24 protein-coding genes are annotated in these 26,647 nt (G+C 40.1%); 16 read left to right on the top strand and 8 right to left on the bottom strand.

Annotation, left to right across the window (positions count from 1 at the left end):
- The first annotated feature begins 168 nt into the window (after window positions 1–168).
- Window positions 169–2,319, top strand: coding sequence for a CRTAC1 family protein (locus AC57BQ_RS19515; protein ID WP_496407856.1), 2,151 nt, complete (start codon window positions 169–171; stop codon window positions 2,317–2,319).
- Window positions 2,320–2,422: 103 nt separating this feature from the next.
- Entirely contained in the window at window positions 2,423–2,800 is a 378-nt protein-coding gene (locus AC57BQ_RS19520; protein ID WP_496407857.1) for a hypothetical protein, read from the top strand.
- 172 nt (window positions 2,801–2,972) lie between these two features.
- Here the strand turns inward: AC57BQ_RS19520 and AC57BQ_RS19525 are convergent, their stop codons facing one another.
- Genes AC57BQ_RS19525 through AC57BQ_RS19545 form a run of 5 tightly spaced genes read right to left on the bottom strand, consistent with a single transcriptional unit; the run spans window position 2,973 to window position 7,633 of the window.
- Window positions 2,973–3,698 (bottom strand): hypothetical protein, encoded by a 726-nt coding sequence (locus tag AC57BQ_RS19525; protein ID WP_496407858.1) that lies wholly within the window; start codon window positions 3,696–3,698, stop codon window positions 2,973–2,975.
- Window positions 3,699–3,709: 11 nt separating this feature from the next.
- Complete coding sequence (locus AC57BQ_RS19530; RefSeq protein WP_496407859.1) at window positions 3,710–6,010, bottom strand: peptidase domain-containing ABC transporter; 2,301 nt, start codon at window positions 6,008–6,010, stop codon at window positions 3,710–3,712.
- A gap of 6 nt (window positions 6,011–6,016) precedes the next feature.
- Window positions 6,017–7,210 carry a radical SAM protein gene (locus AC57BQ_RS19535; protein ID WP_496407860.1) on the bottom strand — a complete coding sequence of 398 codons (1,194 nt, stop codon included), beginning with the start codon at window positions 7,208–7,210 and terminating at the stop codon, window positions 6,017–6,019.
- 49 nt (window positions 7,211–7,259) lie between these two features.
- Complete coding sequence (locus AC57BQ_RS19540) at window positions 7,260–7,439, bottom strand: hypothetical protein (RefSeq protein ID WP_496407861.1); 180 nt, start codon at window positions 7,437–7,439, stop codon at window positions 7,260–7,262.
- Window positions 7,436–7,633, bottom strand: coding sequence for a hypothetical protein (locus AC57BQ_RS19545; RefSeq protein WP_496407862.1), 198 nt, complete (start codon window positions 7,631–7,633; stop codon window positions 7,436–7,438). The genes AC57BQ_RS19540 and AC57BQ_RS19545 overlap by 4 nt, the downstream gene beginning before the upstream one ends.
- A 726-nt stretch (window positions 7,634–8,359) precedes the next feature.
- On the opposite strand from AC57BQ_RS19545, the gene AC57BQ_RS19550 reads away from it, so the two are divergent.
- The 12 genes from AC57BQ_RS19550 to AC57BQ_RS19605 all read left to right on the top strand — a co-directional run bounded on the left by AC57BQ_RS19550 (window position 8,360) and on the right by AC57BQ_RS19605 (window position 19,031).
- A complete protein-coding gene (locus AC57BQ_RS19550; protein WP_166090748.1) occupies window positions 8,360–8,563 on the top strand; it encodes a hypothetical protein in 204 nt (67 codons plus the stop codon).
- Window positions 8,564–8,762: 199 nt separating this feature from the next.
- A complete protein-coding gene (locus AC57BQ_RS19555; RefSeq protein ID WP_496407863.1) occupies window positions 8,763–8,969 on the top strand; it encodes a hypothetical protein in 207 nt (68 codons plus the stop codon).
- Window positions 8,970–9,193: 224 nt separating this feature from the next.
- Window positions 9,194–9,424: a hypothetical protein gene (locus AC57BQ_RS19560; protein ID WP_496407864.1), complete on the top strand. Its 231-nt coding sequence runs from the start codon at window positions 9,194–9,196 to the stop codon at window positions 9,422–9,424.
- Between the two features lie 226 nt (window positions 9,425–9,650).
- Window positions 9,651–9,866 carry a hypothetical protein gene (locus tag AC57BQ_RS19565; RefSeq protein WP_496407865.1) on the top strand — a complete coding sequence of 72 codons (216 nt, stop codon included), beginning with the start codon at window positions 9,651–9,653 and terminating at the stop codon, window positions 9,864–9,866.
- 351 nt (window positions 9,867–10,217) lie between these two features.
- On the top strand, window positions 10,218–10,433 hold the full coding sequence (locus AC57BQ_RS19570; protein ID WP_090472579.1) for a hypothetical protein: 216 nt from the start codon (window positions 10,218–10,220) through the stop codon (window positions 10,431–10,433).
- Window positions 10,434–10,707: 274 nt separating this feature from the next.
- A complete protein-coding gene (locus AC57BQ_RS19575; RefSeq protein WP_496407866.1) occupies window positions 10,708–10,884 on the top strand; it encodes a hypothetical protein in 177 nt (58 codons plus the stop codon).
- Between the two features lie 92 nt (window positions 10,885–10,976).
- Window positions 10,977–12,287 carry a radical SAM protein gene (locus tag AC57BQ_RS19580; RefSeq protein ID WP_496407867.1) on the top strand — a complete coding sequence of 437 codons (1,311 nt, stop codon included), beginning with the start codon at window positions 10,977–10,979 and terminating at the stop codon, window positions 12,285–12,287.
- On the top strand, window positions 12,277–13,509 hold the full coding sequence (locus tag AC57BQ_RS19585) for a radical SAM protein (RefSeq protein ID WP_496407868.1): 1,233 nt from the start codon (window positions 12,277–12,279) through the stop codon (window positions 13,507–13,509). The genes AC57BQ_RS19580 and AC57BQ_RS19585 overlap by 11 nt, the downstream gene beginning before the upstream one ends.
- Before the next feature lie 27 nt (window positions 13,510–13,536).
- Entirely contained in the window at window positions 13,537–14,403 is an 867-nt protein-coding gene (locus tag AC57BQ_RS19590) for a hypothetical protein (protein ID WP_496407869.1), read from the top strand.
- A gap of 15 nt (window positions 14,404–14,418) precedes the next feature.
- Entirely contained in the window at window positions 14,419–15,558 is a 1,140-nt protein-coding gene (locus tag AC57BQ_RS19595) for an MDR/zinc-dependent alcohol dehydrogenase-like family protein (RefSeq protein WP_496407870.1), read from the top strand.
- A 31-nt stretch (window positions 15,559–15,589) separates the two neighbouring features.
- On the top strand, window positions 15,590–16,030 hold the full coding sequence (locus AC57BQ_RS19600; RefSeq protein WP_090472584.1) for a hypothetical protein: 441 nt from the start codon (window positions 15,590–15,592) through the stop codon (window positions 16,028–16,030).
- Window positions 16,031–16,094: 64 nt separating this feature from the next.
- On the top strand, window positions 16,095–19,031 hold the full coding sequence (locus tag AC57BQ_RS19605; protein ID WP_496407871.1) for a lantibiotic dehydratase: 2,937 nt from the start codon (window positions 16,095–16,097) through the stop codon (window positions 19,029–19,031).
- Window positions 19,032–19,040: 9 nt separating this feature from the next.
- Here AC57BQ_RS19605 and AC57BQ_RS19610 read toward each other — a convergent pair whose 3' ends face one another.
- Complete coding sequence (locus AC57BQ_RS19610; RefSeq protein WP_496407872.1) at window positions 19,041–19,976, bottom strand: hypothetical protein; 936 nt, start codon at window positions 19,974–19,976, stop codon at window positions 19,041–19,043.
- Between the two features lie 146 nt (window positions 19,977–20,122).
- On the opposite strand from AC57BQ_RS19610, the gene AC57BQ_RS19615 reads away from it, so the two are divergent.
- The gene (locus AC57BQ_RS19615; RefSeq protein WP_496407873.1) at window positions 20,123–21,064 is read left to right on the top strand and encodes a dienelactone hydrolase family protein; all 942 of its coding nucleotides are present in this window, start codon (window positions 20,123–20,125) and stop codon (window positions 21,062–21,064) included.
- Between the two features lie 7 nt (window positions 21,065–21,071).
- Complete coding sequence (locus AC57BQ_RS19620) at window positions 21,072–24,110, top strand: lantibiotic dehydratase (protein WP_496407874.1); 3,039 nt, start codon at window positions 21,072–21,074, stop codon at window positions 24,108–24,110.
- A gap of 12 nt (window positions 24,111–24,122) precedes the next feature.
- Here AC57BQ_RS19620 and AC57BQ_RS19625 read toward each other — a convergent pair whose 3' ends face one another.
- A complete protein-coding gene (locus AC57BQ_RS19625; RefSeq protein ID WP_496407875.1) occupies window positions 24,123–24,848 on the bottom strand; it encodes a LytR/AlgR family response regulator transcription factor in 726 nt (241 codons plus the stop codon).
- Complete coding sequence (locus AC57BQ_RS19630; RefSeq protein WP_496407876.1) at window positions 24,820–25,941, bottom strand: sensor histidine kinase; 1,122 nt, start codon at window positions 25,939–25,941, stop codon at window positions 24,820–24,822. Before AC57BQ_RS19630 ends, AC57BQ_RS19625 begins: the two co-directional genes overlap by 29 nt.
- Window positions 25,942–26,647: the final 706 nt, after the last annotated feature.

Below are 26,647 nucleotides of genomic sequence, written 5' to 3' on the forward strand. Positions count from 1 at the left end.
TCTATGCATTAACCCAATATTAATATATACCTGCGGTTAACTATCCTTAACGGGAACTTGCAGGTAAACCCCATAAATATGATGAAAAGGTTAACAATCTGCGTATTATCTGTCTTGTTACTCTGCGCTATAATAATAGCATGCCGTCAAGACTCATCACATGATGAAATGATCCGGATACTTCAAAAAATTAACAAGCAGAATTACAGTACCGGCAACCCCTTCAACCAGGAGGCTAAAATTGCTTTTTATGATTCATTGCTTAAAAAGACGGGCAATAATCAAAATCAATACATTTTATCTGCAAAAGCATCCCTCTTGCTCAAAGCCGGTAAAGAAGAGCAATCCGTAAAGATTTATGAAAACCTGTTGTATCAAATGGATTTTATGCTGGGCGATAACATGCTGCCAGACCTGGGCATAGCCTATATGCGTTTAGGGGAGCGTAGTAATTGTATGCTTAACCATAACGGATCATCCTGTATTTATCCCATCAAAGATGAAGGCGTTCATAAGATACAAACCGGTTCAAAAAAAGCGATTGAAATTTATAAAACCATCTTAAAAAACAAACCGGATGATTTGGAATCCAGATGGTTGATCAATATCGCTTATATGACCTTAGGCCAATACCCGCAAAAAGTACCCAAAGAATTACTGATACCTAATTTAAATTCAGATACTGCTAACCAGGTAAAGCCTTTTCCGGATATGGCCGGCAGCCTGGGGCTTAATATCAATGGTCGGGCCGGTGGGGTTATTATTGACGATTTTAACAATGATGGATACCTTGACATTATCACATCGGGCTGGGATCTGAGCGATCCCATGCATTATTTTCAAAACAACAAGGACGGCACCTTTAGCGACCGTACCGAACAAAGTGGTTTAAAAGGCATAACCGGGGGCTTAAATATCCAGCAAACAGACTATAACAATGATGGTAATACAGACATTTTTATCCTGAGAGGCGCCTGGCTCACTAATGGATTTGGCAATCAACCCAGCTCTTTGCTGCGCAATAATGGCGATGGTACTTTTACAGATGTAACCATACCCAGCGGCTTGCTCTTTTTCCACCCAACACAAACTGCAACCTGGGCCGATTTTAATAACGATGGTTGGCTTGATGTATTTGTGGGTACCGAAAGCTCAACCAATATTTATGAAAAAAACGCATCGGCCTGCGCCCTGTATATCAATAATCACGACGGAACATTTACCAATATTTCTGCCGCTGCCCATTGTAATATCAGCGCGTTTGTAAAAGGTGTTACCTCTGCCGACTATAATAATGACGGATACCCCGACATATTCATTTCAACTATGGATGGGAAAAAGTTCTTATTAAAGAACAAAGGAATAGCCGGCCCTGCTGTTGATTTTGAAGACGTTACCGCGAAATCCGGGATAGATAACAATCGGGAAAGATCATTTACCACCTGGTTTTATGATTATAATAATGATGGCTGGCAAGACATTATGGTAGCCGACTACCAGTTTGACCGTGCCCTGGGGTACTATAGCGCGGCCGAAGCCTTAGGTTCGCCGGTTCCGGGAGCGGGTAATATTTTCCTGTATAAAAACAACCACGATGGCACCTTCACCGATGTAACTAAAGAAACTGGCTTAAATAAAGTGGTTTACAGCATGGGAGGAAATTTTGGCGATATTGATAATGATGGATATCCTGATATGTATTTTGGCACAGGCAACCCCGACTTCAAATCGCTGGTACCCAATAAATTTTTCAGAAATATCGAGGGGAAAAGATTTGCCGATATTACCACATCTTCACGTACCGGTAACCTGCAGAAAGGGCATGGTGTAGCATTTGCCGACCTGAGAAATACAGGTACCCAGGATATATTTATTGAAATGGGCGGCGCCTACATTGGTGACTCCTACACCAGTTCATTATATATGAATCCTAGCCTCAGCAATAACAATTGGATAAGTTTAAAACTAAATGGTGTTAAGGCAAATAAAGCAGCTATAGGTAGTCATATTAAGTTAACCTTTACCGACAATGGGGTTAAACGGAGTGTTTATAAAGATGTAAATTCAGGGGGGAGCTTTGGATCTTCGCCTTTGCGGCAGGAAATGGGCATAGGACAGGCAAAATTGATAGATGATATTGAAATTAAATGGGCGGGCAGTAATACCGTACAACATTTTAAAAACGTTATGCCCAATCAATTCCTGCATATTACAGAGGGTGAAGATCATTATCAAACCATACCATTGGCTAAGTTAACTTTCATAAACAAGCAGCATGCTGCGCCGGTTTGTATGCCAATGACCGCCAAAATGAATTAAAGATCATATTTATAAAAACAACCGGGGGCATTGCGGCTTTTATATATTGTTTAAATAGATTACATTTAGATAAATAATTGACAATCAACTCTAATTTTAAGCCATGAGAATTTTTTTATTAGCATGCTTTATCCTTGTTGGGATAACAACAGCATGCAATGCCCAAAATCATCCGGGTACCAATAGTCCGGCCGAAAAAGCTAAGGAACTGCAAAAAGAGCTTAAGCTCAATAATACGCAAACCACTAAGATTGAAAAAATATATGAGGGATCTTCCCAAAAATTTGATAAGATCAAAGCAGATGCGCATGGCGATAATACCAAAATGTTAGCTGCGATAAAACCTCTTCGTACAGCTACCATAAGCAAAATAAAAGCCGTTTTAACTACTAAACAAGCTGTAAAATATGATAAGCTGTTAAAAGAGTCCAAAAACACTGGCGGTAGTGGTTGGGGCGATGGATGGAGTGCGCCAAATTAATATATTAATCAATTTACATAACAGAAAAGCCTCGTCAAATTGATGAGGCTTTTCTGTTATGATATGGTTGCTGGTAGTCCGTATAAAATTAATCACTATCAGCATCCCAAATAATAAAAAAGCCTGCGAACGTGTACGCGTCCGCAGGCATAACTATTATTATTAACGAGATTTAGCTGTTCCTGTCAAATAAGCTTCCGAATATCCTTAAAAAGATATTTTTCTTGGATAGCTCTATATAACCATCACCTGTTAACGTGCTGGCTAAGGGTATGGTTTTATTCTTGATGGTTTTTAAGCCCTCCATCAGTTTTACTTTTGCTATATATTTATCATGTACCGGGATCCTGATAATTTCGGTTATCCTGCCTTCTAAGGGGCCAAATGTAGCTGCAGAGTATTCGGCCAGGTTGATCATTACTTTCTGATTAGGTAATACCTCGCCAACCCTTTCTGCCTTTATATATAGCCGTACCTCATAGTTCCCTAATGTTGGATTGATAATAATGGTATTTTTACGAGGGTTATCTTCGGAGCCTTTAAGTACAATGGCCTTACCCAGCACCGGGCTGGTCATTACCGAAGTAATTTTACCTGACGAATTGGTTTCAATTAACAAGGTATCCATGGGTTTAACCATCTGGCCATCTTTTATATCCGTTTTATATAGCTCAGCGCCATCTTTTAGCCAGCTAACCCTAAAAGGTTGGTTCTTGGCGTCAATAACCACGGTTGACGGCAGTATCGATGGGAAACTTATTATTGTTGAGCATAAAATAATTATGCCAAAAACAAATAAAAACATCATGATGCCCCATCTTATTAACCAGGGAGGTACATTACCTATAATTTCCTCAACCTCGTAACTGTGTTCTACAAAATCTAATCTATCTGGCATAATCAAAAAATTTAAGCAGCATCCAATTCTAATTGATTCTTAACAAGCTCGTAATATTTGCCTCTTTTTTGTACTAATTCCAAATGGTTACCCACCTCAATGATAGTTCCGTTTTCCATTACCACAATCTGATCGGCATTTTTTACGGTACTTAACCTGTGGGCAATAACCAATACGGTTCGCCCCTTAAAAAAGTCATGCAGGTTTTGCATAATAACCGTTTCGTTATTGGCATCAAGCGCGCTGGTAGCCTCATCAAAAAACAGGTATTTAGGTTGTTTATACACGGCCCTTGCAATAAATATCCGTTGCTTTTGGCCGCCGCTCATACCAGTGCCTGTATTACCTATTTTGGTTGTAAGCCCTAACGGAAGTTTTTTGATATAGTCCTGAATGTTGGCAACATGAATGGCATGTTGTAAAATTTCTTCATTAGGAGTATCCTCATTGGCCGCGATGTTGCGCGATATAGTATCCGAAAAAATATAGCCTTCCTGCATCACGGTTCCGCAAATTTTCCTCCAATCCCTTGCAGACAGGTCCAATATATCCGATTCGTTCACTGTGATCTGGCCTTCTGTAGGTGGATAAAACTTCAGCAGCAGTTTCAGCAGTGTACTTTTTCCGCTACCGCTTGAGCCCACTATCGCGGTCACCTTACCCTCGGGAATAAACAGGTCGATATTTTTAAGAACTTTTACAGATTGCGAGCCCCCATACTGGAAAGAAACATTATCCAGGTGTATCCCTCTTTTGGTATTATAAGTTTTGCCGTTGATCACCTGGCTATTGATCACATTGTCGGTACTTTCGCTCATTTCATACAGCTCCTTGTTTACCTTTCCGGCCTTGGTCGACAGATCGATCTCCTCATTACTTTGATCATGTATCTCGCTCAATCGCTCCAAACTTATTTTAGCATCCTGAACACTCCGCACAAAACCAATAATCTGGTTCAGCGGATTATTCATTTGCCCTACTACATAGGATATGCTGAGCATAACCCCAAGCGAAATGCTATTGTTGATCACCAAAAAGGCAGCGGTAGACGATATCAGGATATTTTTAAGCTGGGTAACAAATGACGAGCCTATCTCCTGGTATTGCTCCAATGCCAAGCTTTGGATATTTACCTTAAATAACCTGGCCTGTATACGCTCCCATTCCCATCTTCTGGTTCTTTCGCAATTGTTTAGCTTGATCTCCTGCATGCTGGTAACCAGCTCATATATGGTATTCTGATTTTCGCGCATCCGCTGAAAACGTACATAATCCAAATCTTTACGTTTTTTCAGAAAGAGAAGTACCCAGGCAATAGAAATAGCACTACCAATACCAAAAATGGCCAGGATCTTGACATTGTATGAACCCAGTACGATCGAGAATATCAATATATTGATGATAGAAAAGAGCGTACTTAAAGTTGACCCCGTTAAAAACGTTTCGATCCGGTGGTGATCATTGATCCTTTGTGTAATGTCTCCAACATTTTTCGACTCAAAATAACTGATAGGCAGTTTCATGAGTTTAACCAGGAAATTGGAAATGATAGTTACGCTTACCCGGGTATTAATATGAAGCAACATCCAGTTTCTGATCATATCAACCGTCATCCCGCCTACAAACAGGAAGAGCTGGGAGAAAAGAACCAGGTAGATAAAATCTATATTATGTCGTTGTATCCCAAAGTCGACCATACTTTGTGTAAGGAACGGGAAGATCAGGGCGATGAGGCTACTCAACAGCATCCCGATAATAACCTGAACCACATACTTTTTATATGGCGCTATATATTTAAACAGGAATTTAAAGCCACTTGATTTTGTTTGCTGGTTTTCCTCCTGATTATAGAATTCAATGGTTGGTTCCAGGATCAATGCTACTCCTTTTTTGTCGCCGGTGTTTAACCAGAACTTTGAAAAGGTGGCTTGGTCAATGGATATCAAATTATGCCCTGGATCGGCGATCAAAAATTTCAGTTTTTTCTTCTTGGAAAGGATACCATCTTTGGCTAACTGGATATCATACAGGACAACAAAGTGCTCCTGGTTCCAGTGCAAAATACAAGGTAACGGCACATCCTCAACTAATTGGTTAATCGTAACCTTAACACCTAATGTTTTTATACCGATTTTTTCAGCAGCTTCGCTCAAACCAAGCAAATTCACCCCCTGGCGGGTGATAAATGAGTTAGCCCTTAAAAAGTCTAATGAATAATCTTTCCCATAATATGATGCGATCATCTTTAAACAAGTGGGGCCGCAATCCATGTGGTCTAACTGCTTGTGAAATTTAAATTTCTTTTTCATCATTATTATTTAATAGCTCATCATTGAATGTATCTCGTTAAAAACATGATCATAGGAAAGCAGGTTCTTTTTTGCTTTACTTAAAACCTTTTGCGGCAAACTGTCCATCAGTGTATTATGTATATGGCATATTAACCTGAGCGAATCATGGCAGTAAACCGACCTATTGTTAAACCCGTTTACCGCGCTATACCGGTTTGGCAAAAAACCGCCTCCGCAAATACTAACAACCTTACAGTTACAACACGGAAAGGGCAATTCCTGGTGACTGTTATAATGCAGGCTTAGTTGATTATTCTGTAACGCGCTATCCAGGTCCATTTCCAAAATATTCATATTTTCTTTGGTCATGCCATGGCCGCATACTTTTAACGCGCCCGAAACCTCAATACTCCCATCAGTTTCAATGATCAAAAAGTCGAGCTTTTCACCACCAAAGTATTGCGAACTTTGCTTTAAACCTATACACAAACCCAGTATTTGCTCAAATATTGGGATTGATGGTTTAGGCTTATCATCAAAATACCAGCGGTCAAAAACTTTGATCAACCAGTCGGCATACACGGTTTTACTTTTAACCCAATCCGGCGGCGGAACATCCCAGGAAGCATATGGTAAAAGCAAATTAAAGCTCCTGATATTTAGCCCTTTTATTTGCTGATATAGCTTATCCGGATCTGCCCGGGTATTAATAACTGTCAGTATTCCCAGGTTTAGCCTTCCCTGGTAACTATTAACCAGGTTAATGGCCGCAATAACTTTTTGATATGATCCCTTGCCCGCATGATCAACACGTTTGCTGTCATGAATTTCCTCATAACCATCTAAACTGATGCCTATGGTTATGGCTTCTTCCAAGAAAAAGTCGCACCACTCTTTGGTCAAAAGCACCCCATTGGTTTGAACAGCAAAATGGAGGTGTGTTTGAGGCTTAATGATCTCCCTGGCTTTGTTAATAAAGCCCGAGAAAAACTCCATGCTTTGCAGAAGGGGCTCACCACCATGAAAAACAAAATGAAAGCTCCTGATATTATGTTTTTCGCAGTGCCGGGATACCTTTTGCAAAATAGCGTTAACCACCTTTGCCGACATGTATTTTGGCTGATCCTGATAAGTTAAATCGCCCAGGTTATAAACGTAGCAATAGGTGCAATTCAGATTACATCTGCTTGCTACTTTTAAAACGAGCGTATTCAAATTCATTAGCTTAGGGATCAGTAACCATGTTCAAGTTTAATTTTAAACCATCGGCTTATTTGTCTACGTGTACCTCAATAAAGCCCGGAAGACCGCCCGTATCCATTGTTTCAATAAATCCGCCGGAAATGGTATCACCACCCTCCAGCTCAATTCCTTTGAGTTTTAGCTGCTCAATTGCCGATGACTTTAGGTCTTTCTCGGCATCAGCTGATTTTTTGTCTTTCTTTTTCATTTTGAATAATAGTTATTGTCCTGATCAAAAATTACCGAACTCTTGCTCCATATGTTTTTTTTCTCCGGATCATGATAAAGCGGTTTATACTCTTTATCGCCCCCGTTTATAGTGGTTAAAGCCTCATTATCCAAAATAAATTGATCATCCTGGGCAGCCAGTGTTTGTTTAAAATGATTTAAGTCCTTTTTCATAGCGTCCTTAATTTTTTAACCAATCTTTTTATGTTTAACTCTAATTAATTACTGTATTGTTTATGTAATTATAGCGAAGAATGTAATTAAGACCTTCATTTTTTCGACCAACTGAGGGCTTTGGGTGACTAATTGACATAATCCCTCCGCTTATGAAAATGAGCGGGTTAGCTGGCTTTCATTACCAAAAGAACTACATGTAAATACCAATAAAATGGAAGCGGTATATATACTATATGGGCAAGTGTTAAGACCGGCGCAGAGCAGCACCGGGGGAAACTTTTTAAAGCTTTAGTTTTAACACTTTTAGGCTTAAAAATGGGACAAAACGAGTCGAAAACCACTTAAAATTCATTCAAAACCATTCATTTTAACACTTTTTAACAAATTTTAACGTGGCTTTTGAAAGTTTAAAAAGTATTAAATTATTGACAATCAATATACTACATAAAAAACAGTCTATTTTAGGGGCTATTTATCCTTTAACCAAACAGCCCGGACCTCTTATAAAAGAGCCCGGGCTGTGTATTGACATAAATATACGAAAATTTGGGCATAAATTAAAATCCCGGTTCTCAAAAGGTAACACCCTCTCCCTGGTTCTAAAGCAAGCAAATCCACGATAATTGGTCATTAGCCCGAAGGATGGCGCAGTTAGTCGAAAAAGTTTCGCTTTGGCCGATGGCTCGATTAGTTTTATCATAAACAAACTAAAATTTTAAAGCCATGTCAGAAAAAAAAGGATCCTACAGCTTCAGGCTGAATCTTGACGAATTAACTCCAGAGCAGTTATTCGACAAACTGAAAAAATTACAAAACGACGCGCTGATAGATGCCGGTGAATCTATTGCAGGCGGAGCCGACAAACAAAGTTCAGTAAGCGTAGTTCATGGTTCTGTGAGCGGCACTTTTAGCAGAGCAGCTAACTAAAGACAAACCGTTTCTAAAAAAGATGGCCTGATCTGTTTATCTACGGACCAGGCTATCTTTTTATCCGGGCCTTGATCATGAATACATACAGGTATAAGCCGCTATTAGTCTTTATGCTGCTTTGATTGGTCGAAAAAGTTTCGCTTTAAAACACAACCCGGTTAGTTTTATCATAACAAACAAACTAAATTTTAAAGCCATGTCAGAAAAAAAAGGATCCTACAGCTTCAGGCTGAATCTTGACGAATTAACTCCGGAGCAGTTATTCGACAAACTGAAAAAATTACAAAACGATGCGCTGATAGATGCAGGTGAATCTATTGCAGGCGGAGCCGACAAACAGAGCTCTGTAAGTGTGGTTCACGGTTCTGTAAGCGGCACTTTCAGCAGGGCAGCTTCACAGTAATTGTAGCGCTACTTCTGAAAATAAAACCCGGTGTTCATCATTGCGCATCGGGTTTTGTTTTTATAATAGCCTTATACAGAGCCTATTTCAAAACGCATTTATCCCAAATATCCGGTCATTCGCCAAATGTTACACATTGGTCTTTAAGACACTCTGATTCGTCGAAAAAGTTTCCCTTCAAATCATCAGGCATTTAGCTTTACCATAAATTAAAACTTAAAGCTATGTCAGAAAACAAAGAAACCAAAGGTACTTACAGCTACAGGCTGAACCTTGATGAATTAACTCCAGAGCAGTTATTCGACAAATTAAAAAAATTACAGAACGACGCGTTAATGGAAGCCGGCGAATCAATTTCTGGCGGTGCTGCTACTGATGCCAGGGCAAGTGTTATACACGGTTCTGTAGGCGGCACTTTCAGCAAAAGCATCGTTTCAAAACCAACTACCGACTGAGTTGATGGTTTTCAAACAAAAAGCCTGATCTACGGGGGTAGGTCAGGCTTTTTGTTTGGATAAAATTTAATTTTTCAATACATCTTACAATTATAACTTCCCTGGTAAAAAATCAAATTGTAATGGTTTAAAACGGATTCGTCTTTAAGAGATATCCATTAGTCGAAAAAGTTTCAGCTCAAATTATCAGGCGCTTAGCTTTACTAAAAATTAAAACTTTAAAGCCATGTCAGAAAACCAAGACAACAAAGGAACTTACAGTTTCCGCCTGAATCTGGACGAATTAACTCCGGAAGAATTGTATGCTAAATTAAAAAAATTAGAAAATGATGCATTGAAAGATGCCGGTGAATCAATTTCTGGTGGTACAGGCACTTCACCCGTAAGCGTGGTGCATGGCTCAGTAAGCGGAACTTTCAGCAGAGGCGCTGACAACATGTAGTTTCCTGCTTTACCCGTAAGCGGCCGGTATGGTTTATGATTGATAAACTATGCCGGCCGTTTTGTTTTGGGTAGTCGTCTGCCCCATAACAGGCCGGAATTTTTTCTTTGTAATCGTCGAAGGGTAAAGCGCAGAGGCTTGCCCATCCTACTTCGAACGGAGCTCAGCATGACATCCTTTTTGAACGATTGTCTTTTCAGCGCTTACTACTCTATCCTCGCCAATATCCCTTATTTCCATTCGTCACCCATTGGCTATGCTTCTTGCATACAAAAGCACATAGTTGGTCGAAAAAGTTTCAGCCCAAAGTATCAGGCATTTAGCTTTACTCAAAATTAAAACTTTCAAGCTATGTCAGAAAAACAAGAAAACAAAGGAACTTACAGTTTCCGCCTGAATCTGGACGAATTGACTCCGGAAGAATTGTATGCCAAATTAAAAAAATTAGAAAATGATGCGCTGAAAGAAGCCGGCGAATCAATTTCTGGTGGCGCTACTACCGAAAAATCAAGCGTTATTCACGGTTCAGTAAGCGGAACTTTCAGCAGAGGTGCTGATTGCATGTAGTTCCCCGCTTTACCCCTAAACGGCCGGTATGGTTTATGATTGATAAACTATGCCGGCTGTTTTGGTTTTAAGCATGTGGCTCCTTTAACCTTCCTGGTTCTGTACATCCTATTTTAGCCATAATCATATCTGTTTAAATACATATTAACCGGTCATAAATCATACACCCCGTTGAATTATGTATTCGTCTTATAGTAGGCTCAGTTAGTCGAAAAAGTTTGGGTTTCCATCATCACCCCATTAGTTTTAATAAAAAAACCAAATCATAGAAATTATGTCAGGAGAAATTAAAGCATTAATTGGGGGGCTACATAATTTACAATTAAAAAATTATGGTTTACCCATTGCCGAGCCTCGCGAAAAAGCAAAAAGAACGCACAATGGTAAAGTAGAAAAGTCGGCGCGGCTATTTCTGAAGAGGTTCCCCGGCATTGATGCCACGGGCCTTTAAAAACAGCCCGGCACATCAAATAACGGTTAAGAGCAAATACCAATAAACTTAATTAACAAGCGGCTATAACAACTCAGTTTATTCAAAAAATTATGCAAACCCAGATAGCAGAAAAACCCGAAACCTTAGAGGTAGTGCATCACCACTCACCAAACCCATCAAACCCAACAAGCAAGGTTGATTTTTTGGTTCTGAAAATAGCCAGCCGGTGCAACCTGAACTGTACCTATTGCTACATGTATAATTTGGGCGATAAAACTTATTTACAACAACCAAAGTTCATGAGCGAAGCGGTAATTGATACTATGCTTACCCGGGTTATTGAACACTGTGAAAAGCATCACTTAACCGCTTTTGCATTTGGTTTTCACGGTGGCGAGCCCTTACTGGCCGGCAAGGCCTTCTTTATAAACTTTGTTAATAAAACAAATACCCTGTTTGAAAAACACGGCCTCACCGCTAATTACTTTATACAAACCAACGGGGTTTTACTTACCCGCAGCATAGGCAAATTATTTAATGAACTGAAGATACAGATAGGCGTTAGTTTGGATGGTACCGAAGAGATCAATGATGCGTTCCGGGTTGACCATAAAGGCAAAGGCACCTACCAACGGGTTGTAGCAGGTATCAATAAATTAGAAGATAACAAGCATCCGGTGACCGGCAAGATCAGGGTGGGTTTACTTAACGTAATGAACCTTAACTGCGATCCGGTGGCATTATACTATCATTATTCCAACGTAGTTAATGTGGAATCATTTGACCTGTTATTCCCTTTAGCCAACTACCAGGTGGCGCCTTACGTGCCGGCAAAAGGTCCCTTTTCCAAATCACTTACACCCTATGCCGATTGGATGCTGATCATGTTCCATCTTTGGTTTAATGATAAATCGCAGGCAAGGCCTCACATCAGGCTGTTTGATATGCTGATAAAGCAGGTTTTGGGCGCATCGGCATCTTTAGATTCCATAGGCAATAAAGATAATGGCCTACTGGTAATAGAAACAGACGGTGGTATTGAGCCATCAGATGTATTGAAAAGCTGCGGAAATGGCATCACCAAACAAAACCTGAATATTAAAACCAACGCTTTGGATGATGCCCTGGATAAAGAATTGGTGGCCACTTATGTACACAATGGCCAGTACCTGAGCGAAACCTGCAAAAGGTGCCCTATTGTGGAAATGTGCGGCGGTGGTTATATGCCGCATCGTTACAGCAAGGTAAACGGCTTTGATAATCCGTCTATCTACTGCAAAGACCTGGTCAAACTGATCTCAGAGATCCAGTCGACGGTGGTAGACAATCTTCCGAGAGAGATCCTGGATCTGTATCCGCTTGAAAAGCTGAACTATACCGAAATCATCAACGAAATATACGCTCAAAGCTATGCAAGCTAAATCATTTTCTTTTGTTGTAAAAATAGCCAGCAGATGTAACCTCAACTGTACGTATTGCTATATGTACAATATGGGCGACGACAGCTATTTGATGCAGCCTAAAAAAATGAGCGACCTTACCATCCAAAAGCTTGCCCTGCGGATCGACTCATTTTCAAAAAAGCACGAAATGCAGGCCATTTCGATCATTTTACATGGTGGCGAACCCTTACTGGCCGGCAAAGCTTTTTTCCGCCGTTTCCTGGATATCTTCCGGGAAAACATTGCCGATCATGTAAAGATCGTTTACGTAGTGCAAACCAATGCTTTGCTCATTGATCAAGAATGGATGCAGCTGTTTGAAGAACTTGATATTAAACTGGGTATTAGTTTAGATGGTGATAAAGAAACTAACGACAGGTACCGCATTGATCATAAAGGCAAAGGATCATATGACCGCGTGATCGAAAAATACCAGCTGGCCCGCGATTCTGAATTCAGTAAAAGAGCACCTGCGGTATTAACGGTGATCAACGTAGATGCCGACCCTAAAGAGCTGTACTATCATCATAAATCCATCGGCATCGAGTCGTTTGATATATTATTGCCCGATTCTAACTGGGATAAACTGCCCCCGGCACCTTCGCCAGGCACCCGGTTTTATGGGTCGCCTACAGCTTACGGCGATTGGCTTATTGCCTTGTTTGATGAGTGGTATAATGACTCCAATCAAAATAAAAGACCACGAATCCGTAAGTTCAGCCAGATTGTTCAAATGATCCTGGGCCATAAAGTTTCTGCAGATGACCTGGGCGAAGGCGATAACCAGTTAATGGTTATTGAAACAGACGGATCATACGAAGCCGGCGACTCGTTAAAAATTTGTGGCCCCTCTTTTACCAAAGCCAATACCAATGTGCATAACCACGAAATTGACGAGGGCCTGAATACCGACCTGGCCAGCCTCTATTTCAAAAGCCATAATAGCCTGTGCAGGGAATGCTCATCATGTAAAATACGGAATATATGCGGCTCCGGTTATTTGCCGCACCGGTACAGCACCGAAAATTCATTCAATAATACTTCGGTGTATTGTATGGACCTGACCAGGTTGATCACACATATCCAAAACAGGATAGTGGATAGCCTGTCTGTTGACATGGAGGAGGAGATCCAGATCAAAAAATTTGACTACCTGGAAATATTTAACGACAGGCAGCCCAAGGACTTAGTAACAAATTAATATTTGACCCAGAAAATATTTGAAATCATGATCATACAAGATGGCATCAAAATTTATCCACATTTAGACTGGGAGTCTAAAATTTGGCTTAGCGAAGGAACAATGATAGCAAAGGGTACAGCGTCAAACGGGATACAATACCGGGATAATGCTTTTAAACCATTAAAACCCTGGAGAAGTGCCAATGAAACCGAGCGGGAAATATTGCTTGGCCAGGATGGGGAAGATGAACCGGACCTGAACAGCGTGATCAATATTGTTAAACTGCCCGATCATGTGATTGAAGAACTGAAAGAATATAAGTTTCAAAACATCAACAGCAAGTTCAAATTTAAACATTACAAAGCGCTTTACGGCGAAAAGCTGGATCAAAGCATCATTGGTCTTAATACTTACCTCAAAACATTGTTGATCGAAGGTCAGCCTGTGCCGCCACCCTCATTCGCGTTTAATCAGCCTAACCTGGAAACGGTGACCGTATACCTCAAATTTAACGCGCTTGGTGGTTTACATATCGATAATTTCGATGGCTTTGATATAGGCCAAACCGAACACGCCGGTCGCAGGATGTGTATAAACCTGGGTTCCGAAGTAAGGCACCTGCTGTTCATTAACCAACCTGTCAACACCATGATAGAGTGGATGAAAACCAAAAAAACGGTGGTAAAGGAGTACTCGCAATGGAACCTGTATAACGACTTTATGCGGTATTTTAGCGAGTATCCGGTTGTAAAGATCCCTATCCAACCGTATGAAGCTTATATCGCCCCAACAGAAAACATGATACATGAAGGCTGTACCGAAGGCACCACACATTACGATGTGAGCCTATCATACCGGGGCGCGTTTAAAAATACCAGTCCTAAGCCCGTACTAAACAGCCAGGTTTATTAATTACCATCACCACCTATGAAACAATTAGCGGTAGTACATCCTGAATTTGAAGTTGCTAACCCGGCCAGTAAATTTGCTGTGAACTTTTTTGGAGAACGCGTAAATTTTGTTCTGGATGATTGCTTTCCGGAAAAGGAAAACATTGTACTGGGCGACCACGAAGTGCTGGTCAGGAAAAAAGGCTTTTCGCTCAACTATCGCGACCTGAATTTTATTATGAAGGCCTCGCGGCACTTTATCAGCGATAATTGTACAACAGCTTATTTACCCATTGGGTCGGAGTTTGTGGGCGAGGTGGAACAAACCGGCAAACTGGTTACCGGCCTGCAAAAAGGCGACCGCGTGATACCCAACTGGAACTATGAGGAAATACGCCGCCTTAAAAAACGTAAACCTGGCTTAACCGCCGGAGTGGCCAGTAACTCTACCTCAAAAGAAAAAGAGGTATTTCATTTCCGCAAGCTGTACAAAATTCCAGCTACCTTTTCATTAGAGGTGGCCGCAGGGTTTTCTATCGGCGCGCAAACCGGTATGAGCATGCTGCGCAAGGCTAAGCTTAACAGCCAATCGACACTGTTGGTTACCGGCGGCTCGTCCAACACTTCGCTGTTTGTGCTAAAAATGCTTCCCAGCTTTAAATATAAGCATGTTTATGTACTTACTTCGTCTGCAGAAAAGGCACAGCAGCTGGAAAAACTAAATATCAAAAATGCCACTATACTCATCAACAATAAATCAAAAGACGAGGAAATCGACCAATCCATAGTAAACATCCTGCATAATAACATCGACGCCATTATTGATCCGTTTTGTAATGTATACCTTAAAAAACTGTATTACCTGCTTAAGTTTAACGGCAGATATGTTACCTGCGGAATTGAGAATAACACCTTATACAACACGCCCGGTATAGATACCGAAACCATGCAACTACCCGAAAATTTGCTTGTTCACTTTATCATGAACAATATCAGCTTTACCGGCAACTGCCTGGGCACAACCAAAGATCTGGGCAAAGCGGTTGATCTTTATCTTGATGATAAGCTGAGTTTAAGCAATTACCACAGCCTGTCTTATAAAAATGCCTGTGAGTTTTTAGAAACGTCATTTAACGACGCCAACAGGCTGGGTAAAGTGGTATGTATGTACGAGTGAGCACAAGTAGTAAAAAATTAATTTATTGATCATGAGCTTTAAAGTTTTTCACAGCTCCCCGGTTCAGGGTCTGTCGGTTATTGAACCACGATTTTCGTTAACGCATAAAAGGCTATGGGTTTACGCAACTAAATCGCCTATTATGTCGGCCCCTTTTCTGAGTAACCTCGGTGGCGATTTAACCTGCTACGTTGGTAAAGAGATTGTGGAAAACAGGTCCTTTATCCTGGAGCGTAATCCAGGGCTTTTTGATCAGCGGTATCTGAACAAAAAAGGATCTATATATATGCTGCCTGGCGATACTTTTATTGAAAACCAAACCTCATGGAAAGAAGAGCTGGTGAGCGAAGTGGCCGTGCCCGTTTTAGACGAATTTAAGATCGACAATGTGAAGGATTTTCTTTTTTGGTTAAAAGAATTGAACTTATTAGACATCTACCTGATACCCGAAGACGGTTTACTATATGGATAGCCCTGATTTTGCTTATCAATGTGATTTTTTCTCCTTAAGGCTCCCCATTTTTAGTCTACAAAAAATGGATGAGTTTCACATTGCCGAAGCAAATGGCCAGGAAGAAACGTTTTTTATTGATCTGCTCAATCATCATAATTTCAGAGATGGCATTTTGCTGGCCTCGCCAACTGTTTACCACGAGCTCCTGAAACTGGAAAGCGGGGAGCTAAACCCTAAAAAAAAAGAGAAGTTATTAAAAACCCTTTATAAATATTTTGTCAGATGCTGTATCCGTCCGCTGCCTTTCGGCCTTTTTGCGGGGTATGCGGCAGGCACTATTACCCCGGATGCAACAAGCTCGGCTATCGATCCGGAGCAAAATTTAAGGCAGCTAAGATTAGCAGGCACACCGGTTAAAATACTGATCAAAATGGTTACAGATTTCCTGGTCAGGAATGAATATCAGGAAAAAGTGGAGGCTGTAAAACCGCGATACCCATTGATATTTAATTATTATCCGCTTCAGGGTTTTGAGGCGGATGTTACAGATGAGTACACCTTTGGCTATTTGCAAAAGCAACTATTCGCCATATTCTTAAAATCTGAGGAGCCTTTTATTGAACTGATCGATCTCATCAGCCGGTACCCTGATAGTGAACAACTGGCCGTATTTATTAAGGGTATCCATAACTATTTGCACTCGGATAAGCCTTTGATCCAGGTACATGAACATATTACCGGTCTGTTCAATTCTTATGACCCGGATGCAGGGTCAAAGGAATATCTGCAGGCCGATCTGTTTGTGCATCATACGCAAAGTTTAAATATCCCCGACAAGGTAACAGCCACACTGTTAACCGAAATTGAAGAACTTAATGCCTTGGGGCCAGCTTATGTAAATGACGACCTGCTCAATTTTATTACGGAATTTACAGATCATTACGGTGATGCCCAGATACCCTTATTAACAGCACTCGATCAGCAAAGCGGGATTATTTACCCCTCCTCCAATTCAGAAAGTTGCACATTTAACGGCAATATTTCCGCTTTAAATATACCGGAGCAAACAGCCGATAGAAGCGATGTTTTAAAAAACCTAAAACTCAAAAAGCTGGCAGAGGCTGTTGCCAATAAACAAAAAGAGGTTGAAATTACCGCTGATGACATTAGCAATTTTAAAAGCCACCAGTCGGCAGCAGTTAAAAACTTTTATTTGCAGGGTAACCTTATTGCTTCCTCGCCAGATCAGCTCGACCAGGGATCATTTCATTTCTTTATCAAAAAACAATCGGCTCCATCGGCATTGGCCTTGGTCAATAAATCGGGTTATGGTTTGCCCGGTCTGCGCGATCAACTATCCGCTTTTATAGACCAGGAGGATGCATTAAACAGCGATGTTATTTTGGCCGAAATAGTTTATATCCCTGACGATGTTATTGATAACTCTATTTATCGGCCAATACTCAGGCAGTTTACCATTGATGTTCAATCCGGGGCCTTTGGCCAATCCGAAGAAAATATATATTTAACAGATCTGCTCATCTCGGTTAAAAACCAGGAGATCATTTTACACTCCAAAAAGTTAAACAAAAGGATCATCCCGGTATTAACCTGTAATCATAATTTTTATAAAGGACCAGTGGTATATCGTTTTTTGAGTGAGCTGCAGTACCAAAACCCTAAACAGATATTTGCATGGTACTGGGGTCATCTGTCAAACCAGCCTTTCCTTCCTCGTATCACCTACAAACACCTGATACTTTCCAAAGCGCAATGGCATATCAGCCAGCAGGATGTGAGCTTTGTAATTGAACAATTTGCTGAGCCTGTTGACGCGCTGCAGGAGTTACAGCATAGATTTAAGTTTCCACAGCTATTTACCATTGCCAATGACGATAAAGAAATGCTGATCGATATCCGGTCGCGATTTTCCTGCACCGTTTTCATGGAGGCGGTAACATCGGCAGGCATTATCATTACTGAATTTATAGGAAACCCGGCGTCAACTTTATTTAAAAATCAAGACAATAGCTTTCATCATGAAATGATCATCCCGGTTTTGGATAAGCGAAAACCGGAAGCCTCTTTAACCATACCGGATAACGAGGTAATAACTCAGTGGCCGGATGAACACCTCCAGGAGCAAAAGGAATGGATATATTATAAAGCTTATGGCCGGCCGGTGGTGCTTCAGCGATCACTCGAAACACTTTATCCTTTATTAAATCTTATGACTGATGAAGGCATCATTTCGCAGTGGTTCTTTGTCAGGTATAACGATCCTTATAATCACCTGCGGTTAAGAATAAAAATGGCTTCGTATGCCATGGCTAAATATGCCAATGTTATTGCTGAACTGAAAAACGTGCTAAAAGATCAAATGGAAAACCACCAGATCTGGGCTATCGAAGCGGATACGTACGCTCCGGAGGTTGACCGGTATGGTACAAGAACCATAGAATATTGCGAGCAATTATTTTATCATGACAGCCACGCCACCATGCAGCTGTTTAAAAGCGGCATTACGCTACCGGATAACTGGCTCATCGGCATACTCAATGTGGAAACCTTGCTAAATGATTTTGATTTGGATATTGCCGGCAGAATTGAATTGCTGTATCAAATGGAGACTGACTTTTTTAAACGTACGGGTGGTTCAAAACAACTCCAGGTATCATTTGATACTTTATACCGGGCACATAAACAAAATATTGAAACGATGATCAAGGGCGGAAACGAGGCATATTGGGCATTTAAAGAAATACTTAAAACCCGCTCAGAACAAAACAAGCTTACGCTTTCGGCCATGACACAAACCTGTAAAGAATATCCTGGCGAGTGTAAAACCCCATCACAAATAGTCAACAGCATTATTCACATGGCGCTCAACCGTTTCTTTTTGACCCAACAAAACAGGAACGAGTTATTGATATATGCCCTGTTACGAAGATATTATGTATCCGTCATCTGTAAATTGCGTTATGATGCCAAACAATTGGCCGGTCATATGGAAGCATAGTTGCCAGCATTAAATCTGATTAAACCGTTCCATAAAACTGCTGATCAGGAATTCCCAGTGGCTCGAGGGGCAAAACCCGGGAGATGTAGCTATAGAAACATCAACAATTTGCGGCCGGATACGGCTTAGTGCCGCGCAGATAGAACGGATCTCCTCTTCCAGTTCAACATGGGTAATGATATTACCGGGGTTGTCATTCCGGGAATTGCCGTTGAATTGGTTTAAAAAATAATCCAAGTCGATATGCAGGAAAGTGGGATCGCCGTTAATTTCCCCAATCAATGATTTAAGATCATTACCCCGGTAATAAAAACCTTTGGCAGGTTCATCATTTTTATCGGTGACGGATATAGAAATGCGGTCTTTATCCAGGTATGGAAAATCATTAATGTATGATTCAACCAGATTCTGTTTTGTGGGCCCGTTCAGTGAAGGCTCTTTTCGCAGGTGAAATATATTTACCCTGTCCAGGAAAAAAATAAGCGGAGCAATAAATGATCCCAGGTTAATACTTCCTTTCCTGATAAAATCAGTAATACTTTCCGGTTCATCAAAATCCACCTTTTTATCATCCGTTACCTGAAAATATTCGTCCTGCTTTTTATATAACAAAGGTGGCATCAAATCGGTATGATCATCCAGGTGAATGATGTTGATCTTTCTGATCCCAGGGTTGGCTTTTAAATATCTTAACCAAAATAAAAGCGACCAGGTATCTTCAAAACAAAGGTTATAGCCATCCTTAACTTCATGAAAATCTGCCACATCTGTCAGTGATAATTCACTTGCTGAAAATCCGGACAGATTAGCGCTCAGGTTTGCATCCAGGCCAAGGTAGCTTAGTCCGGGCCCCTGCAGTTGAAACTCCCGGCCCACCTGGGTCCATTTACAGTTTGTAAAATAGCGGTTCAGTTGTTGCTCAAAAGTAGCTTCTAACATCGTCATGAATAGTAGGTATATATGATATAAGCAGATCTGCAGGTTGTAAACTATTATATTCAAGATAATAATTTAATAGAACAAAATCATTTTATTTTATAATATTTATAGGTGTTATAAATATCCGGTTAACCTAAACCACATTATACTATATGCCAGTATCGCCGCACGAGTATAGCTTTAAAGAATATGAGATTAAACACGAACAGGAAGCTATTCGGTTTTATATTCATACGCCTGGATTTTCTCCTGCAAAAAGCACTTTTATTTTCCTGCAGGGCTCGGGCGCGGTACCTTTATGTATTGAAAATAACGACGGCCACCATAGGCTAACTTTTTCATTGCATACCAACCCGCAGATCATTCAAAATTTCAACTTCATCATCATTTCAAAGGTGGGGTTCACTTTCAGCGGTCATCAGGAGGCTGAGGTTCCGGAGGAGTATCATCAAAAAACCAGTCTGGCTTACCGGGTTTTTCAGGTTGATGCGGTATTACAATATATCCTGTCAAACCAGTTAATCAGCAGTAAGCATATCATCGTATGCGGGCATTCCGAAGGATCAGACGTTGCGGCTAAGCTGGCCACTATCAATAAGGCTATCAGCCACCTGGTATTTTTAAGCGGCGACGGTGCATCACAATTTTTTGAATATTTTCTTTACATCCGCAAGCGGATAGAACGGGGAGAGTTATCCTTTCGGGAAGGGCAAAATGAGATTGAAACGCTCACCAAACAATTCGCTGAAATTATGCAAAACCCGGCCTCAACCGGCAAGTTTTGGCAGGGACATACTTACCTGCGCTGGGCCACATTTACCGAGCCGGCGCTAAAAAATCTCTTACAGCTCAACATACCCATTTTTATGGCCATGGGATCAAAAGACAAGGTGGTACATGCCGAAGGTTTTGATCTGATCGTCAGCGAATTCCTGTTCAACAAAAAGCAAAACCTTCATCACCAGATCTACGAGGGTGCCGACCATGGATTTAAAGAGAAAAACGATACCGGGACAAGCATTGATCATATTCCTCCATTAATAGCCGATATAGTTACCTGGTTCAACCAAACCTTAGTATCTTCTAAATCCTGAACCGACCATGGCCGATTATCACTTTATCCGCGACCTTATATTGCGGATCCCCCTATTTAGTTTTGAGGACTACTCCCTCTCCAATGTGCAGGAGATTGCCAATGATCCGCAATTTCAATATGCCATTTATCTGTCCAATCCGGTGCTATACCAGGTATTGCTCCATAAGCATTTCCATATCAGCTCCTTTAATGATAAGGAATTGCTCAGTATCCAAAAATATATCAACCGCATGTGTTTCAGGCCCACACCTTTTGGCTGCTTTGCATCGTCGATAGTTGTTGGCTGGGGTACGGATGATGAAATTATATTGAAAGATAAAGCGCATGACCGCGTTCAACTGCTTTTAGACCAGGAGGTTTCACTCTTGCTTGCTAAAAAGTTACTCCATGAGGTTCCATATCCCAGGCAATTATTTTTAAACCCCACTATCTATCGTTTTAACAAAAGCTACAGGTTCGTAAAAACCACTTATGAGGAAGGGGTTTCGGCGCCATCTTATACGCTCGACTCGATTAAAATAAACAGGTACATAGATAATATTGTCAGATTATTTAAAAAAGGCCCTCTTTCAGAAACCCAGCTGTTATCGATTTTAGAAACCGGGTGGAAATTCAGCAACGAGGAAGCCGTTGAATTTTTGAACATGTTGCTCTCCAGTCAGATTTTAACTACACAGCTTGGGCCAAATTTAATAGGCGAAGATTATTTGTACCGGTTAATCAACACGCCTTATACAAGGGATAATCATCTCTCGCTCCAACTCAATGCCTTATATAAAAAATTAACCACGGTAAAACCTTTTGCACAGGAGTTGTTATTGAAACTTGATGATGAAATAAAACAGCTAACAACTGGCAGCGCAAAAAAAACCAACCTGAATTTTTACTCAAACCTGCAGCGAAAAAAACTGACGGGGAGTTTGAACGTAAAGTACCAGGAACAAATTTCGGCGGCCATAGCCGCTTTACAGGTTTTAGTGCCTTATGCTTTACCGCAACAGCTTAAAGATTTTATAACCGAATTCAAGACCCGGTTCGACAGGCAAAAAGTGCCCTTACTACAGGCCCTTGACCCGGATGCCGGCATAGCCTATGGCAATATTTCCGGTTCAGCAAGAGAGGGGCTCCTGAGCCAGGTTAAATTTAACCAAAGCGTTAAGAACTCAACCGCAATAGAATGGACCATGGTTCACCAGGTGTTGCTTCAACTTTGGACAAACAACACCAACCGCGGCACTTTTGAGCCTATCGAATTAACCCCATCACACTTAAGTGCGATCGATACTACGAGCACCCCATTGCCGCCGTCCATGATGGTGATGTTCCGGGAAACTGAGGGCCAGATTTTTATGGAGAATGCAGGGGGCTGTTCGGGCACATCCATCATTGGCCGTTTTACTTTATTTAATGATGATGTATTGCATTTAAGCAAACAAATAGCCCAAATTGAAGAACAGGCGAACCCGGATGTGATCTTCGCCGATATCGGCATACTTTCCGATACCCATACCGATAATATCAACCGGCGGTACCCGGTTTACCAATATGAGATCCCCATTAATTCCGTCCCGGTTCAACCAGCAGCCCACCAGATCAGGCTATCCGACCTGGTGATATCCGTTGTAAATGACGCGTTGGTACTGGAGTCTGTATCTCTGCAAAAAGTTGTGCAACCCCGGCTAAGTTCGGCCTATAATTATGTACATAATCACTTAAGTATCTTTAAGTTCCTGTGCGACCTTCAGTACCAGGGCATCCACCATACTTTAAGTTTTGATCTGGAATACTATTTCCCCAACTTAAAATTTTACCCAAGAGTAAGCATAGGCAACGTTATCCTGAGCGCTGCCAAATGGTACTTAACTACCAACGATATCGATTATTTGAACAAGGCTACAGAAAAAGAGGGCTTAGAGAAAATGCAGGAAATAAAACAGCGTGTTCAATTACCCGATCTGATCTGTTTAACCAGGGCCGACCAGCAACTTGTTTTTAACCTTACCCAAAAAGAAGAAGTATTGGTATTGTTAAACTGCATAGCAGGTACCGAACAGGTTAAACTGCAGGAATATTTTTTACCTAGGCCTGTTCGGCCTACAGTAGCCATAGCGGGGAAACCCATGATCAACCAGTTTATAACCTTCCTGTATCAAACAGATAATGTTTACCCGGCTAAGTTATTTAACCCTCAGCCTGCACTCAGTAAAAAAATCAAAAGGGAATTTGTACCCGGAAGCGATTGGCTTTATTTTAAAATTTATTGCAGTCCCCAGGTAGCCGATCATTTATTATCTGATCAGATTTTACCACTCATGATCGCTTTAGAAAAAAGGGAAATAAGCTCCTGGTTTTTTATCCGCTACCTGGAATCGGGCTATCACCTTCGGCTCCGTTTAAAAGTAAACCCAACGGATATTGGCCGGGTGATGATAAAATTAAAAGATCAATTAGCCATAAGTCTGCAAACCAACCAGATCAAACAACTACAAACCGACACTTATATTAGGGAAATAGAGCGGTACGGGGCCGATATCATACCGCTTGTTGAAGATTTTTTTAGCGCGAGTAGTAAGCTGGTCATTCATTTTATAAAAGCCCGGGGCATGGTTTACTCCAGCCACAGTCTCGCGATCATTGATATTGATAGGTTAATGGTTCTGTTTATGCCATCTGTTACCGATCAGATATCATTTTTACAATTAGTGTCGGATAGCTTTTACCAGGAGTTTTCGGGTAACAAAGCTTTAAAGATTGATCTGGATTTGAAATACAGGGAATTAAAAACCGAAATCCAATCCTTGCTCCATGATCATCATTACTTTAAAACGTTGAAATTGAGTAAATACCATCAGGATTTTTTGCATCAGGCAGGCCAGGTAGCTAAAGTATCCCTCCAATTCAGCACAGAGCGAAGGGTTGCATTGCTTGCCGATCTGATCCACATGCACTTTAACCGTCTATTTACTGAAAACCAGCGGGAGCAGGAGTATATCGTTTACTACTGTATATTAAAATACAAACTATCGGTAAAAGCCCGGCTTTAGGAAAAGATGACGTTATCGCTTTTTCAAAATATTCAGATCTAATTTCTTAAAAAACAGGTCCCGGTAAGTTGCGCCTAATTGAAGTACCTTTTTGTTGGCTAAAAAGATCTGGTTACCATTTATAAATTTAATCTTATTGGTATTTACAATAAATGATTTATGGATCCGGCTAAAACTGCTTTCGGGCAGATGTAACTCTATATCCTTTAGGGTTATATAGGCTTTGTAGTCGGTATCGTTTAAGTATATGGTAATAAAATTATTGCTGGCTTCTATGTAAATAATACTTTCATGGTCTATCTTTACTATTTTGCCAAAATCACTTTTTATATAAAAAAAGCCTTGTTCATGCTCACCTGTTTTTGAGCTATCTTTCTCCTCCATACTCCCCATTACTTTTTTAATACAGGTTAAAAACCGGGGGTATGAAATGGGTTTAAGTAAAAAGTCGAGCGCGTTTTTTTCAAAAGCCTCCACGGCATGGTTAGCGTGCCCGGTAACAAATATGATTTTAATTTGAGGGTCAAGCAGGCTTGATAGTTCCAGGCCATTCAGCATGGGCATATCTATATCCAGAAAAAGGATATCAGGCCTCTCCTTCCGCACAGCGGCCAAACCCTCCATGGGGTTATTAGAAGTTCCTAAAAGTGTAAGGTCAGGTGTATTAGCTATATAATCTTTGAGTAAATCAATTGCATGTGATTCATCATCAATTATAAAGCACTTTATTGTGTTCATGTAAATTTATATTTAAATCTATTGAAAATATGCCATCTCTGTTATTGATAGTTAAATCATATTGACGTTTATACTGGTTCTCCAGCCGGTTCTTTACGTTCATCAGGCCTAATTTGTTATTATTATGTGGCATGGAATGAGTTTTTCCTATTTTATTGATGGTATAAAAGCTTAGGCTACCGTTGTCTAATCCTACATAAATTTGTACCGGAAAATCACCATCTGATAAATTAGCATATTTAAATATATTTTCAACAAAAGTTAACAGCACCAGCGGAATTATTTTAATACCCTCAAAATCCCCCTTTAATATTAACTCAATACAAAGCTTATTATTAAACCTTATTTGATTTAGTTTGATCAGGTTTTCTATCGCCACCACTTCATCTTTTAAACTAACGGTTTCATTACTCCCGGTTGATTTAAATGAATAATGGGTGATCTCTGATAAAAGCATAATAACCTCTGCCGCTTCTTCTGAGCTTTTGTATACCGTATTATAAATATAATTTAATGTATTAAATAACAGGTGCGGGTTAATTTGAGCCCTGAGCAAGCTGTTATGCGTAGCCAGCAGATCTTTTTCAAGCAATATCTTCCTGCTTTCAGATTTCATCCGCTCATTTTCAAGCTGAAGTATTTTCCTTTTATTATACACACTGTATAAAGCAAACCAGTAACAGGTGCTCAGACCGATAAAATATATGGCACGCCATACACTGGCCACAAAAAAGAAATAAGGAACACGAATTGATCTTAAAACCTTTATATGGAACCAGCTTTCCAGCATATAATTCAGCCCATAATTAAGTACTAAATAGATAGTTATCTCTAAAGGAAGCAAGATCAAAAATGATACGAACCAATTATGTTTCTTTTCAGAAAAATTTCTGAGCAATACCATCGCATTATAATAAAACAGCGTGATGTTAAGGGGGTAGTGCACTATCTGATCCATCAAAGAGAGATCTCCCGATGATAATATTAATAACACAGAAAGCTCATATACAATAAATGAGCTCCAAAAAATTAAGTGCCAGAAAACATGAATACCATGGGTATTATTCACCATGCGTTTAAACTTGTTTACCATCCATTTAAAACTGTTTGCACAATAAATTTCATATTATTTATAGTATACTCTAAATTAAATAAAAAAAGAACCTATGAAAAAGTCCCAAACCTTAAAAGCTATGTTTGAAATTGAAACAGTTTTCAAATTTCAACCAGATCACAGGGCCCTACATCTATTCCCTACTGATACAACAACAACATCATCAACGTCGCTGGTAACCTCTTTTCAAACTATTAGCTTCAGAGGGGGACCCAATAAGTTAAGAATGTAACCTTTTCTTAAACTATTACCGACTGATGATTTGTTGAACCGCTTAAAATAAAAGGAAAAGAACGATATATGATTAACTCATACTTAACTAATAATACAACGATCAATGAAAACCTAAACAGGTTAATGATTGATAAAACAATCTGCCTGATATCGGTCATTCATTGCTTTTACATATACTTTATATATTATTAGGTTAATTAAGGGATATTTAAATAGTGGCCGTTTTTAACACGTTAAGATAAATATTTTTTTTATTAATAAAAACTAACAGTAACTATTAAAAAAAATAATTTACAGGTAACCTGTTATTACTGCGGTCATAACAAATATATCAATCATAAACTCAAATTATAATTTATGGTTTAATATCCCCATAAATAATAACAATTAACGTATTTAAGGAAAAATAAGATAAAGCTAAAAGTTTTATTTCAATAAATATAAACCGTTG

Source organism: Mucilaginibacter sp. BGA-UO-ETr-C110, assembly GCF_059567985.1.